The organism is Niastella caeni (assembly GCF_004834005.1).
Lineage (GTDB): Bacteria > Bacteroidota > Bacteroidia > Chitinophagales > Chitinophagaceae > Niastella > Niastella caeni.
Map to the genome: position 1 here is coordinate 127,478 of NZ_STFF01000011.1, position 14,107 is coordinate 141,584.

At 44.1% G+C, this 14,107-nt stretch carries 11 protein-coding genes and 1 tRNA gene; 7 read left to right on the forward strand and 5 right to left on the reverse strand.

Features of this window, described 5'->3' with window-relative positions; all coding sequences use genetic code 11:
* The first annotated feature begins 105 nt into the window (after positions 1 to 105).
* A complete protein-coding gene (locus tag FAM09_RS27290) occupies positions 106 to 1,371 on the forward strand; it encodes a DUF4407 domain-containing protein (RefSeq protein WP_136580344.1) in 1,266 nt (421 codons plus the stop codon).
* Here the strand turns inward: FAM09_RS27290 and FAM09_RS27295 are convergent.
* The 5 genes from FAM09_RS27295 to FAM09_RS27315 all read right to left on the reverse strand — a co-directional run bounded on the left by FAM09_RS27295 (position 1,363) and on the right by FAM09_RS27315 (position 6,683).
* Positions 1,363 to 1,854, reverse strand: a complete 492-nt coding sequence (locus FAM09_RS27295) for a hypothetical protein (RefSeq protein WP_136580345.1) — start codon at positions 1,852 to 1,854, stop codon at positions 1,363 to 1,365. The two genes, FAM09_RS27290 and FAM09_RS27295, sit on opposite strands and share 9 nt — an antisense overlap.
* Before the next feature lie 161 nt (positions 1,855 to 2,015).
* On the reverse strand, positions 2,016 to 2,627 hold the full coding sequence (locus FAM09_RS27300; protein WP_136580346.1) for an SGNH/GDSL hydrolase family protein: 612 nt from the start codon (positions 2,625 to 2,627) through the stop codon (positions 2,016 to 2,018).
* A 335-nt stretch (positions 2,628 to 2,962) separates the two neighbouring features.
* Positions 2,963 to 5,617 carry a TonB-dependent receptor family protein gene (locus FAM09_RS27305; RefSeq protein ID WP_136580347.1) on the reverse strand — a complete coding sequence of 885 codons (2,655 nt, stop codon included), beginning with the start codon at positions 5,615 to 5,617 and terminating at the stop codon, positions 2,963 to 2,965.
* Positions 5,618 to 5,878: 261 nt separating this feature from the next.
* Complete coding sequence (locus FAM09_RS27310) at positions 5,879 to 6,487, reverse strand: DUF445 domain-containing protein (RefSeq protein WP_136580348.1); 609 nt, start codon at positions 6,485 to 6,487, stop codon at positions 5,879 to 5,881.
* 122 nt (positions 6,488 to 6,609) lie between these two features.
* Positions 6,610 to 6,683, reverse strand: a tRNA-His gene (locus FAM09_RS27315).
* Positions 6,684 to 6,835: 152 nt separating this feature from the next.
* Here FAM09_RS27315 and FAM09_RS27320 point away from each other — a divergent pair.
* The 6 genes from FAM09_RS27320 to FAM09_RS27345 all read left to right on the forward strand — a co-directional run bounded on the left by FAM09_RS27320 (position 6,836) and on the right by FAM09_RS27345 (position 13,815).
* On the forward strand, positions 6,836 to 8,986 hold the full coding sequence (locus FAM09_RS27320; protein ID WP_136580349.1) for a carboxy terminal-processing peptidase: 2,151 nt from the start codon (positions 6,836 to 6,838) through the stop codon (positions 8,984 to 8,986).
* Positions 8,987 to 9,212: 226 nt separating this feature from the next.
* The gene (locus tag FAM09_RS27325; protein WP_136580350.1) at positions 9,213 to 9,734 is read left to right on the forward strand and encodes a KdsC family phosphatase; all 522 of its coding nucleotides are present in this window, start codon (positions 9,213 to 9,215) and stop codon (positions 9,732 to 9,734) included.
* Positions 9,735 to 9,844: 110 nt separating this feature from the next.
* The gene (locus FAM09_RS27330) at positions 9,845 to 10,789 is read left to right on the forward strand and encodes a geranylgeranylglycerol-phosphate geranylgeranyltransferase (protein ID WP_136580351.1); all 945 of its coding nucleotides are present in this window, start codon (positions 9,845 to 9,847) and stop codon (positions 10,787 to 10,789) included.
* Positions 10,790 to 10,791: 2 nt separating this feature from the next.
* Entirely contained in the window at positions 10,792 to 11,376 is a 585-nt protein-coding gene (locus tag FAM09_RS27335) for a Maf family protein (RefSeq protein WP_136580352.1), read from the forward strand.
* Positions 11,377 to 11,656: 280 nt separating this feature from the next.
* Positions 11,657 to 12,946 (forward strand): DUF2851 family protein, encoded by a 1,290-nt coding sequence (locus tag FAM09_RS27340; protein WP_136580353.1) that lies wholly within the window; start codon positions 11,657 to 11,659, stop codon positions 12,944 to 12,946.
* A gap of 116 nt (positions 12,947 to 13,062) precedes the next feature.
* Positions 13,063 to 13,815: a glycosyltransferase family 2 protein gene (locus tag FAM09_RS27345; RefSeq protein WP_136580354.1), complete on the forward strand. Its 753-nt coding sequence runs from the start codon at positions 13,063 to 13,065 to the stop codon at positions 13,813 to 13,815.
* The last annotated feature ends 292 nt before the right edge of the window (positions 13,816 to 14,107 follow it).

The window sequence follows — 14,107 nt, forward strand, 5'->3', positions numbered from 1 at the left end:
ACATATACCGGTTTTTTTATCGTTATTTGTGTTGTTCCAACCCGCTCAACCCACCTATAAGAAATTTTTCTTAACAATTATTCCATTAATTAAACCGTAACGGTTATGGCTGACAATCAGCAAGGGCCTGATACTGGCTTGTATACCTATGACTCTTTTACCGGCAGAGGCCCCGGAAAAAAGGCCGACACTAATTTTTTATGGTGGTGTTCCGGTGCTCACCAGGAACTATTGAAACAATTTCCCTCTGAACACAGCAAATACTGGGGACTCGGCGGCGTAATTCTGGCCACTTTTGTGCTGGCCGCATTATCTGCAGGGTATGCCATATACAGCGTGTTTGGCAACTGGCTATGGACAATATGCTTTGCCATTGTGTGGGGACTTATCATCTTTAATTTCGACCGTTTCCTCGTATCTACCATGCGTAAGTACGGCGTAAGCCGTCGCAAACAATTATCAATGGCATTACCGCGTATGGCGCTGGCTATACTCATCGGTTTTACCATTGCGCGTCCGTTGGAGCTGAAAATTTTTGAAAAGGAGATCAATACAAAAGTGATTGAGAACACGCACAAAAAAATTCAGTTGAACGACAGTTTGCTGCAGGCGGAAAATACGGCTTTGATGCAAACCACCGAAGCAGAGAGGAACCGGTTGTTTGAACGGAAAAAGACTATTGAAGATGACCTGAGCCGTTTGCAACAATCTTACGTGCAGGAAGCAGACGGTACAGGCGGTTCGCAGGTGCGCGGCGTGCAAAAAATTGCGAAGTTGAAAATGGACGCCTATACTTCTTCCGCACAACAGGCAACGCCTGAATTGCAATCGCTCGCCAATAGCATTCATGTGCAGGACAGCATTCTGGCCAATGCAAAAAGTAATATGGAAGCCAAACGGGCGAAGTATGAATTGAGCGCCCTGGAAAATGTGGGCTTCCTGGAACGCAACAAAGCGCTCACCGACCTGGCTTCGGAAGAAAACAGTGTTTTCTGGACCAGCTTCTTATTATCCCTGCTCATCATCCTGATTGAAGTAGGTCCCATCATTTCAAAACTGATCATGCCGGTTGGACCGTACGATATTGCATTGGCAAAGGAAGAATTGACCAGCATGGCCGCCGCCGAAGAAGAAATGCGCAGAAACAAAGAAATGCTGGTCGATAAAAAGAACACCTGGTATAAGAAACAGAAAGAAGTTTCGGAACAGTTGGTAGAAAAAATGACAACGCTGCAGCAAAAACACATCGACCAGGAATTAGACAAATGGGAGCGCGGCGATTGGAACCCGCGCGATCACCGGGCATCTATGGACGAAGTAATGCGCAAAATAAAGGAACGTTACCAGTTCAATGGCGAAGACCTATTGTAAGAACATATAAGCGCCGCCAAGGCCAATAAATAACAGCAGGGTTAGTAAAAGCACGCCTTTACTAACCCTGTATTTTTGCCGGGCAGAAGGCAGCAACAGAAAAAGAATGGCCAGCAATAACAGGAAGATACCCACGCCAAAACCGATCATGGAGTTGTCGAATTTTTTGGCTTTCAATACCTGTTCCACAGTTATGGTACCTATAACGGCTGTGATGAACAATAAGATCGGGAGGCCTAACATCCAGCCTAGTCTTTTTCCTTTCAACAAGCACCAGCCGGCAATAATACCCGCGAGGATCACCGAATATGTTTTGAGATCGGAGAAGGCTTCATTTTTATTAATAACAAAACTTCCATTTTGAATAGAGTAGGGGCCAGACCTTTCGCCCACCAATGAGGCCAGCTGCATCAGCAGGTAAATAATACTTATCAGTAACACCAGGATGCCGGCGTATTTTTCTTTCCAGCTTAACTTAACCATAGGATTTTTATTAGAAATATTTAGTTGAAAACGAACTGCGCGTTTATAAAGTATGTGTTACCTGTTGCCGGTTCCGGGCAAAAAATTTGGAGAGCCCCATTACCAGTTGAAGTGCTTAAAATTAAAGCCCTGGAAACCGGTAACTGGTAACCGGCAACTGTTTATTCAGCAATCAATTGTTGAATAACACCGGCAAGTTTCATTGCCCACAATCCATATTCCTTTCCTGACGGATGCAATTGATCGGTTGCCAGTAAGGTTACGTCATTGGCGGCCAACCGGGTTCCCGGGGTAATGTCGATATAGTTCACCGAATACTTTTCAGCAAAAGACCTGTTCACGGCATTGAAGGCATCTATTTCATGCGCAATGGTGGCGCTGTTCCTGTCTTTGGCAAATGGCGTTACGCCCCAATCGGGAATGGATAAAACAAAAACATGTTTCTCCTGGTTGCCGGCAAAGCCAATGGCCTGTTGTAACAGCGCTTCAAATTGTTGGGTATACTCCTGCAGGCTTCTGCCGCGGTATTGATTATTCACCCCAATGAGTAAGGACACTACATCGTACGCAGGGAGCAAGCGACTGTTCACAATACCTGCCTGTAATTCGTCGGTTGTCCACCCGGTTTTTGCAACAATCTCTGCGGCATATAAGGAATAGCCGGCTTTGCGTAACAATTGTACGGTTTGATATGGAAAACTCTCATATATAGGAACGCCTTCACCAATGGTGTATGAATCGCCTAAAGCCAGGTAAGCGTATGTTTTTGACATGGAATGCAAATAAGGCAGAAAAATACTAAAATTGGGAAATTAAGAATGAGAAATGTTAAATGAAAAATGAAAAAGGGAAAACAGGATGTTGAATATTCAATTTCCAATACTTTCTCATTTCTCTGTTTTTAATTTTTAATTCTTCATTTCAATAAAAAAAGGGCTGATTGCTCAGCCCCCGCAACATAATCATGTAGTTTGTCCTGATGTTGCTTTATTTGTGAGTTGTGAATTGTGAGTGGGTTCATGAATTTTTCAGATTTCTGAACAATCGCGAACTTCACGAATGGTCAGACTTTTTATAATTCGGAGGTCCACTCACAACTCACCACTCACTACTGTTGTATCCCCTGCATCCCGTTTTGCATACCTTCGGCATCGCCACGCATGTTCTTGCGTTTGAACAAGGCCACATCAAATTTCCCGAAGCGGTAACTGAAGTTTACCCGTACGATCTGCGGGTCTCTTCTGCGCCAGTCATCCTGCACAAAACCGGTTGCTTCCGAGTGCACAAAATAACGACGAGTTCTGAATATATCGCTCCAGTTAACTGAAATTGTTGCCGTATTCTTTTTTATAGCAATGTCTTTACGCAACCCCATATCGACCCCATAGTTGGCATTGATGTATCCCTGGGTAGTTGTAGGCTGGCCGCCACCAAAACCGCCACGCATGCCTCCGCCGCCGCCACGGCCACCACCACCGCCATCACCACTGTTGCTGGTGCTAACGGGTAATGCGCTTTTGCCCTGGTATTCGCCGCTGATCTGAACACTCCAGCCTTTATTGAATTTAAAGTTGTGGTTCATTTTGGCCGACCAGCTTGTGCGTTCATTTTCCAAACCGGCAATTACGTTGCTGCCATTGATCTTTGAATAATATACATTGGTGCTCGTCGTAACATCCCACCATTTGGTTAGTGTATTGCGGAAAATCAATTCCAGTCCGCTTGCATACGCCGTGGAGGCATTTACATACGTGGAGACATAAGCGGAGTCAATACTTTGACCCAGTTTACCCCAATTCTGGTAGCGGGCGATCAGGTTCGTGGTATATTTCCCGAACAGGGTTGCCAGGAATGTATTGCTTTTTTTACCATAGGTTTTCTGGTACGACAATTCAAGCGAATGCGTGAACTCCGGTTTCAGGTTGGGATTACCGGTTTGGTAATTTAACGGATCACTGAAATCGGTATTCGGCATTAACTGGAAGAAATTGGGCCGGTTAATACGACGGGTGTAGTTTAATTGCAGGTCCTGTTTATGCCTTAAGGTCCTGTTTAAAAACACACTGGGGAATAAACTGATAGGGAAATCATTCGTATACGTTCCTTTATCGATCTGTTCTCCTTCATATCCGCTGCTTTCAGCACGTAGTCCCACCTGGTAGCTGAAACTATCCTTTATTTTTTGAGAGAAGGTCATATAACCGGCGTATACGTGATCGGTATATTTAAAATTATTGCTTTGTAAAGCATTAAATGTACCATTGATGTAGGTATACTGGAAACTTTCGAAGTTACGCACCTGGGCGCGCAGACCTGCTTCCCATTTAATATTTTCGTTGACCGGTTTTATGTAATCGGTTTGCGCAATAAAGAATTTGTTCTCGCCGCCGCCATCGATCGATTGCAATTGTTCCCCGAATTTGGGATTCGTTTGGTCGAGGTCATAGAAAGAACGATAGCGGATATCGTTGTAGTTGGTATTCCTGCTTTGATTAATGTTTACGTCTGCTGTCCATTCTTCTCCTGCGCGGGCAAACATGTGTTTGAAGCTGAGCTGCGTACCGTAATTGCGAAAATTATTTTTGCCCAATGTATTTCGGTATTGCGTTTCCAATCCACCGGTTGCCGTATCTATGATCGTATTGGTGCGGTTATCGGGTTTGAAATCGCCGTTCACAATAGATTGCGAGATAGAAATGGTATTGCGATTGTCAATGAAATAATCCAGCCCGAAACGGCCAAACGCAAAGGCGCCGTTGAACACGCTTTTGTTGTATTGGGTAGTATATGCTTCCTGGCCGTCTATGATACTGGTCCTGTCTGTTTCGCCCCAGCCTTTTGATTTACGCTGGTTATACATGGCATTGGCAAATACGTTTATCTTACCCTGGCGCACATTCACATCGCCGCCGCCATTGAACCGGGCGCGGGAATCAACGCCGGCACGCACGCTTCCGTTATAACCCGCTTTACGATTCTTTTTTAAGATAATATTCAAAATGCCCGACTGGCCGCCGCTGGCATCATACTTTGCTGAGGGGTTGGTAATAATTTCAATGCTTTGAATGGCATCGGCGGGTATCTGGTCCATGGAAAGGGTAGTGGGGCGACCATCTACAAAGATCTGCGGCGCAGCATTGCGCAGGGAAACATTGCCGTCGATATCTACATTGATCGAAGGCACATTGCGCATAACGTCTATTGCCGTACCGCCCGCTGCGGTAATGCTTTTTTCAACATTGAATATTTTGCGATCAACACCCATTTGTATCATGGGTTTGGTACCGGTAACCGTTACATCCTGCAGCATGGTAGCGTCCTGCTCCATTTTGATATTGCCCAGGTCTTTATCAACGGCTGAAAGTAGTTGAGACCTGTCCACACCGGGGCCCATTTTAATATCAAAAGCTATCTTTTGCTCAATACGTTTATAGCCAATGGCTGTAATTACCAGTTTGTACTGGCCAAAAACAGGCAGGTTTTCGAGGCTGAAATCGCCATTGCGGCTGGTAAGCATACCGCCTATCACAGCGTCTATTCTTTTTTTGCTTACCGTATCGAATTTGTTTTGGATTAATTGAACAGAAGCGGCGTCAAGGCCTTTATTGGTTGTTTTGTCAATGATACGTCCGTAAAAGTGACCGATATTCATTTGCTGACCACCGCCTTGCCGGTTTCCCCCGGCTGAACCGGGGCCGGGAAACTGAGCCTGTACAATAGAAGAACTGATAAGGAGAACAAAGAGCCATCCAAAATTTTTCATGTTAGGTGCTATGGTTGAGATCAATTAGACGCAAAATTGCCGTAGAACTTGTGAAGCTGGTGATATTATGTGATGAACGGCGAAGCCGGGGTGCCAGTTACCAGTTACCTGGTACTGGTTCAGGGTACAAGTTTCAGTGTAACAAGCTCGATGTTCACTTGCGTTCCGGGTCTCAGGTGTGCAGCGTGCTGCTGTATTCCCCCGGAAACCGGAAACTGGTAACCGGTAACTTTTCGTACTTCTTGCTTCCTGCTTCGTTTTCTAAATCAGGACCATTATAATCAACACCTGCACCAATCCTACCAGGAAACCCACGGCGCCACAGAAGAGACCAGCGAGCCTGAGTTCTTTTGACAGCGCCTGGTACAGGTTGGCTTCCAGTTTTTCAGTGGACACGGCTGCTATTTTGCCGGTGACCATCTGTTCAAGGTCAAGGTCTTTTTGCAGGTTTTGTACATACTCTTTCATGATGATCGGGAAAATGGTTTCCAGCTCCTTCATGAAAATGGATTTCAGGGTACCAATGGTTTTTTCTCCAATGAACATACCTATCATGGGAAAAGCCTCACCGAGTTTGTGGCGCAAAAATTCATCGATGTGTTTTTCTGCGACCGGCATGATCTTTTTGACATTTTCTTCGTTAGTGATCTTTGCCTCTATATCGGTGAAGGACAGCAATTCATTGCTAACCAGCGCTCCCAGCTTTTGTGCAAACTGGGATTGCCGTTTGGGGAAAATACCCTGGATGGTAAAGCCCAGAAAATGAACAGGTTTTACAGGATGGAAAAGCATCCTGATAAATTGCCGGTTGGTAACCCAACCAATAAACGCCGAAGTGAGCGGAATAATGATCATTAACCACCAGTTCATAAAACCAATTTTAAGGATAAACCTTGCATTTCTCCTGGGGAAATTATATATTTCCATTGCCAGAATCGGGCGGGTTCAAAAAATAAAAAACCCCGAAGTGTACCTTCGGGGAGTTATCTGAGGGAGGATGATGGGTTTCGAACCCACGACCTCTAGAACCACAATCTAGCGCTCTAACCAACTGAGCTACAACCTCCGTGTTCAGGCTGCAAATGTAGGAAAAAAAATGTTTTACTAAAAAATCTTTCTAAAACCTTTCATCAAAATGGCTTGTTAATTATAACATTAGTGCAACAACCCATCTTTTTTATCGTTATTTTTGAATTGATGCCAAAAGTTTTAAATATTATGCTACAACGTAAAAATTTACCCATAGTCTTGCTGTTATTCGGTGCAGGTTTGTTCCTGGCGTTCAAGTCGCTGGGATTTGGATTGGGTAATGGTAATCCGCCTACCAAGTATGAAAAAATACTTCACAATGTAGGGGAAATGCTCTCCGAGATCCATTACAGTCCCAAAAAGATCGATGATAACTTTTCCCGGGAGATCTTCAAGAAATACCTGGGCGAGAAGATCGACGATCAGAAGAACATTCTGCTGCAGTCGGATATTCAGCAATTGAAAAAATATGAAACCAAGATAGACGATGAGATCCTGGGCGGCTCCGTTCAGTTTGTACCGGCTGTTGTGGAGATCTATAAAAAGCGTTTACCTGAAACCGAGGCGATCTATAAAGAAATACTCTCTACTCCTTTTGATTTTACAAAAGACGAAATAGCCAATTTCAATAGTGAGAAGCTGGATTATTCAAAATCTGAGGCAGACAGAAAAGAATCCTGGCGCAAACGGTTAAAATACCTTACGCTCGAGCGCTATTACGATCTGATGGAAGATCGCGAAAAGAATAAAGGCAAGGAAAATTTTGTAGTAAAAACAGATATAGAGCTGGAGAAAGAAGCCCGTGACCGGGTGTTGAAAATATTGAACAGGAACTACGATCGCCTGAAATTTAAAGTAAGCGACGACGACCGGTTCAATGAATTTGTGAAAACCATCACCGAGTCAATGGACCCGCATACAACGTTTATGCCGCCGGTTGACAAACGGTATTTCGATGAAGAAATGAGCGGTCGTTTTTATGGCATCGGCGCTTCATTGCGGGAAGAAGATGGAAACATCAAGATCGGTTTAGTACTGGCCGGCAGCCCTGCATTGAAATCAGGTGAAATTGTCATCGGCGATGCTATTATAAAAGTGGCCCAGGGGACTGCTGAACCGGTAGACCTTACTGGTTATACCGTTCAGGATGCAGTGAAACTGATCCGTGGTAAAAAGGGAACAGAAGTACGTTTGACGTTGAGAAAAGCAGACGGCTCGGTTAAAACCGTTACGCTGATCCGCGATGAAATTATACAGGACGAAACCTTTGCCCGCAGCGCTGTTATCAACACGCCCAAAGGCAAACTTGGTTTCATTTACCTGCCTGAGTTCTATGCCGATTTCGATAATCCAAAAGGCGCCCGTTGCTCAGAAGATGTGCGCAAAGAGATCATCAAATTAAAAGAACAGAAAGTAGATGGCATTATCATGGACCTGCGCAATAACGGCGGCGGTTCCTTATACGACGTGGTACAAATGGTTGGACTGTTCATTGAAGGCGGTCCGATCGTACAGGTAAAAGACCGTGAAGGCAAGCCTACAGTGTACTACGATCGCGATAAAACAATTTTATACGATGGTCCGCTGGCTGTAATGGTAAATGAGTTCAGCGCTTCGGCTTCTGAGATCTTTGCCGCCGCCATTCAGGATTACGACCGCGGTGTTATTATCGGTAGCACTTCTACTTACGGAAAAGGCACCGTTCAACGTAACATCGGGTTAGATAAAACAATGGGCTTCCTGGACCCTAACAGCGAACTGGGTACCATTAAGCTTACGCTGCAAAAATTCTATCGCATCAACGGCGGTTCAACCCAATTGCGTGGCGTATCATCTGATGTGAACATCCCGGATATTTTTGAATTTACGAAGATCAGAGAGAAAGATAATCCGGATGCATTGGCTTGGGATGAAATACAGAAAGCCGATTATAACCGCTGGAAATATGGCCTCGACCTGGGACCGATCAGAAAAGCCAGCACAGAACGTATTAAAAGCAACGCACTGTTCAATACCATTCATAACAATGCAGAATGGCTGGCTAAACAAAGCGACAAAAACGTTTCTTTAAGCCTGAAGAAATACCAGGAAGAACAGAAAAAGAACAAAGCGATCGCCAAACAGATCGAGACGCAGAATAAATTACCGCATGAACTGAACGTAGCGGGATTACAGGATGATCTGAAACGCCTGGAAAATGCTGACAGCGCCAAACTGGAGCGTTTTAAGAACTGGTTGAAAAACCTGCGTAACGATCCTTACCTTGATGAGGCTACCAACGTATTGAACGACATGGTAACCCAAACCAACCTGGTGTATACCAACGTAAATAAAAATTAGTACAGTCGATTTTTTGTATATAAGAAAAAGCCGTTCTGACAACAGGACGGTTTTTTTTTATAATGCGATAATTAGATAATCCCGACTAAAGCCGGGATAAGTTGTGATAATGCTTTTATGCGGGAAGCTTGCAAAAAAATCAGACTCACTGAATTTAATTATCAAATTATCGAATTTTCAAACTATCACATTTTTTTCCGCTTATTTTTGCACTCATCTAATGAGTATGAATATTTTAGATCAATTTAAGCAGATAAACACTTTCGTCTTTGATGTAGACGGCGTACTTACTGATGGTACGCTGTTTGTTTTTGATGACGGGCAGTTTGTACGGCGAATGAATATTAAAGACGGGTTTGCCCTTCAACTGGCCATTAAAAAGGGATACCGGGTAGTAATTATTTCGGGTGGGGCAAGCGATGCCGTAACAAAGCGATTGAACCGGTTGGGCATAAACGATGTTTATATGCAGGTAACGGATAAAAAAGGTAAATTAATGGAGTATGTGCAGCAGCATTATTTAAATTGGAACGAAGTGTTGTTCATGGGCGATGATATTCCGGATTATGAGGTGATGCAACAGGTTGGGTTGCCTTGTGCGCCTGCAGATGCAGCTACCGAAATTAAACAGGTAGCCAAATTTATTTCCTTATTGACGGGCGGACAAGGTTGCGTTCGCGAGGTAATAGAGAAGGTCTTAAAATTGAATAACCATTGGGAGCTACATACTGATGTAGCAAGTAAATGATTTCTGATTTTGAGATTTAGTGATTTAATTTATTTTAAGCAGCTTGTATTATTTCTAAATCCCCAAATCCCAAAATCGCGAGATCCCGAAATCCCAAAATTGTATTTCAAATGAAGCTTCTGGCAGCATTTATACGTCTTATACGATCAGTGAACCTGATGTTCATTGCCGTTACCCAATTGCTGTTCCAGTATTGTATAGTAACGCCGGTCTTTCAACAGGCCAATGCGCCGGCGGTTCTTACTGCGCCCATTTTTATTACCCTCATTGCCGCTTCTGTACTGATTGCCGCGGCAGGTTATATCATCAACGATTATTTTGACCTGAACATTGACCTGGTGAACAAACCCGATAAACTGGTGGTAGAAAAGATCATCAAGCGCCGCTGGGCCATTATCTGGCATTTGGTGCTTTCGGGAGCAGGCGTTGTGTGCAGCGCATATGTAGCCTGGAAAACAAGGGCCTGGTGGTTATTGCCAGCCAATATAGGTTGTGTGGCCGCGCTTTGGTTTTACAGCACCATCTTCAAGAAGAAACTGCTGAGCGGTAACATCATTATATCCCTGTTGACGGCCTGGGTTATTTTAGTGATCGGTTTTATTACGCATTATGTGGTGATCAAGAAACCGGATGTATATGCGCTGGTAGATGCGTCGAAGCTCATGCGGCTGACATTCCTGTACGCCGGTTTTGCGTTTGTTATTTCCCTCATCCGGGAAGTGGTGAAGGATATGGAAGACATTAGCGGCGATGCACGCTATGGATGCAGGACCATGCCGATCGTTTGGGGTATAAACGCATCCAAAGTGTTCACCGCTACCTGGCTCATTGTATTGCTGGCGGCCGTAAGCATCATGCTGGCTTATATATTACCCTTTAAATGGTGGTGGGCCGCTGCCTACTGTGGGGTATTCATTGTTATTCCTTTGCTTTCCCTGTTGCGAAAACTCATAAAAGCTGTAACACCAGCCGACTTTCATAAAATAAGCACCTGGTTAAAGGTGATCATGTTGAGCGGCATTTTATCTATGGTGTTCTTTAAACTCTACTCATAAACATGAACGGCACGCGCATCATTTTGGCTTCCCAATCGCCCCGGCGTAAGCAATTGCTTGAATGGGCGGAAATTCCGTTTGAGGTAATGGTTCAATCAACTCCCGAAACGTATCCGCCCGATATGCCGGTACCTGAAGTTCCTGTACATATTGCCCGGGAAAAAGCCATTGCTGTGCGGCAGAAATATGAGTCCCTGCACACTGCTGCCAATATCATCATTGCTGCCGATACGGTTGTGGTGTTGGGTAATACCATTATCGGCAAGCCTAAAGACCGGGAAGATGCATTGGACATACTTGCCCGTTTAGCAGGTAATAAACATCAGGTAATCACCGGCGTAGTGTTGTTAAAAGGGCAACAGGAGATAGCCTTTGCCGATACTACGGATGTTTGGTTTCACCCGTTAACCCCGGAGCAAATTGCTTTTTATGTTGATAAATATCAACCTTACGACAAGGCCGGCGCTTATGCCATACAGGAATGGATAGGGGTAGTTGGTATCAAATCTATTCAGGGTGATTTCTATAACGTAATGGGCCTGCCCGTTAGCCGGGTGGTGACAGCATTAACTAATTTGATAATTTGAAAATGGAATACAATTCGATAAGCGTGAATTCCAATAATTTGCGAGAAGCCAGTTTTTAAAGCATTATCACAACTTGTCCCGGCTTTAGTCGGGATTATCGAATTATCGCATTATCACATTATTTTTTGTTAGCTTTAGGTAGAATTAAGGCGTTCTTATCCTACACTCGCTCTGTATAGTAGTTAATTAGCTGGCTGGCTAATTGTATTTTCTCATTGTTAAGGTCGTTCGGGATCATAGTAGCATTGGCATCATTGCTAAATGTAATTACACTATTACTATGACAGAAAGGCTATTGCAATATATCTGGCAATTCCAGTATTTTAATAAAGAAGCATTGATCCTGGATAATGGCGACGCCTTCCAGGTCATTCATCCCGGCCGCTATAATACCAACCAGGGCCCCGATTTCCTGGAAGCGAAGATCAGGATTGAAGATACCTTGTGGGTTGGGCATGTTGAATTGCATCTCAAAACCTCCGACTGGTTCAGGCATGCGCATCAGTTCGATCGTAATTACGACAACGTCATATTGCACGTAGTATGGGAAAACGACCTGCGGGATAAGGACGCCAGGATCCCGGTTTTTTCATTGCAGTCAAAAGTGCCCATGTTGCTGTTGAAGCAATATGAACACTGGATGAACAGCGCCGGTTTTATTGCTTGCGGTAACCAAATCAGGGATGTATCGCGCATCAACTGGATCTCGTGGCGGGAAAGACTGTTGGCAGAACGGATGCAACGCAAATCGGCTACCGTTTTTTCTTTCCTGCTGCAAACCAACCAGCATTGGGAAGAAACCTTCTGGTGGTTGCTGGCCCGCAACTTTGGCGCCGTATTGAATTTTGAACCGTTTGAAGCGCTAGCCAAAACCTTACCGGTAACCGTGCTTGCCCGGTATAAAAACAAGTTACCTGTGCTGGAAGCCTTATTGTTAGGGCAAAGCGGCTTACTGGAAGGCGAATTTGAAGATGAGTACCCAATGATGCTGCAAAAGGAATACCTGCACTTTAAAGCCAAATATAAATTGGAACCCATTCGGCAGGCCGTTCATTTTATGCGCACGCGGCCTGTTAATTTTCCCACCGTTCGCCTCGCGCAACTGGCGATGTTGGTCCACCAGTCGAATCATTTGTTTGCTTACATCAGGGAAACAACCGCTCTCCACGACATAAAGAAATTGCTGGCGGTAACAGCCAGTACATTCTGGGACCAGCATTATACGTTCTACAAAAAATCTGTTCACCGGCCCAAGAAGCTGGGCAACCAGATGATAGACACGCTTATCATCAATGCTATTGTGCCGGTACTGTTTTCATATGGATTATTACATAATGAAGAACAATACAAGAACAGGGCTTTAAACTGGTTAGATGAACTGGAGCCCGAAAGAAATGCCATTACAAATGGCTTTGAAGAACTGGGCATTGTAAATAAAAGCGCCTGCGATTCCCAGGCCTTGCTGGAATTAAAAAGCCATTACTGCGATCCTAAAAAATGCCTCGACTGCGCCGTGGGAAATGCATTGCTGAAAAGATCGGTTTCGGTTTCCCTTGAAACCTGCACCTGATAACCCGCTTACTAAAAAGCACTAATATTTCAGATGAATTTTGCCTTAAATGCTTTATTATTGCCGGATTATCCCGGTATGGGACCCTTTATATTTGATAGATTGTTTATATAAGTATGATTAAAGGACAAAAAGTAGTAGTTGTGCTGCCGGCATACAATGCAGCCAAAACTCTCCAGCAAACCTATGATGAAATCGACAGATCAATTGTGGATGATGTTATCCTGGTTGACGATGCAAGTAAGGACGACACGGTTGGCGTAGCCCGCGAAATTGGTATTCAACACATTGTACGCCACGAGAAAAATAAGGGCTATGGGGGTAATCAGAAATCATGTTATCTGAAAGCCCTGGAAATAGGTGCTGATATCGTTGTAATGTTGCATCCCGACTACCAATATACGCCCGCTTTAATTACCCCAATGGTTTCCCTGATAGCCAACAAAGTGTACCCCGTGGTGCTGGGTTCACGTATTTTAGGCAAGGGCGCTTTAAAAGGTGGAATGCCATTATACAAGTATTTCTTCAACCGGATGCTTACGGTTACGCAGAATGTGCTGATGAACCAAAAGCTATCGGAGTACCATACCGGCTACCGGGCATATCATAAAGATGTTTTATTGTCGATCCCTTTCCAGGATAATTCCGACGATTTTGTATTTGACAATGAACTGTTGGCCCAGATCTTCTTTAAAGGATATGAAATAGCAGAGATCACTTGTCCCACAAAGTATTTTGACGAAGCTTCTTCCATTAACTTCAAACGCAGCTCCATTTACGGAATGGGCGTTTTACGCGTGAGTACGCAATATTTTCTTCACAAAGCAGGTATTGCGAAGTTTAAACTGTTTAAAGGGATCAATAAGTAAGTTATAAGTTAACAAGTTGATAAGTTGACAGGTTAACACGTTAACCTGTCAAAAACCATTACTTCTTACCGAAGAAAATAGATCCTGCGGTCAATAAAAAGAGGCATCCGGCCAGCTGGCGGATGCCTCTTTATTTGCTGATCATAGACATTGGCGGGTTCTTCCGGAATTGGACCCATTTGTTTTAATAACCCGCATAGCGGGAAATTGTAACCGGTTCCTTATTTAACATGAAAAATGGCTGCTCAACTAAAGCAGAAATCATTTTATATGTATAATAAGAAACATAATA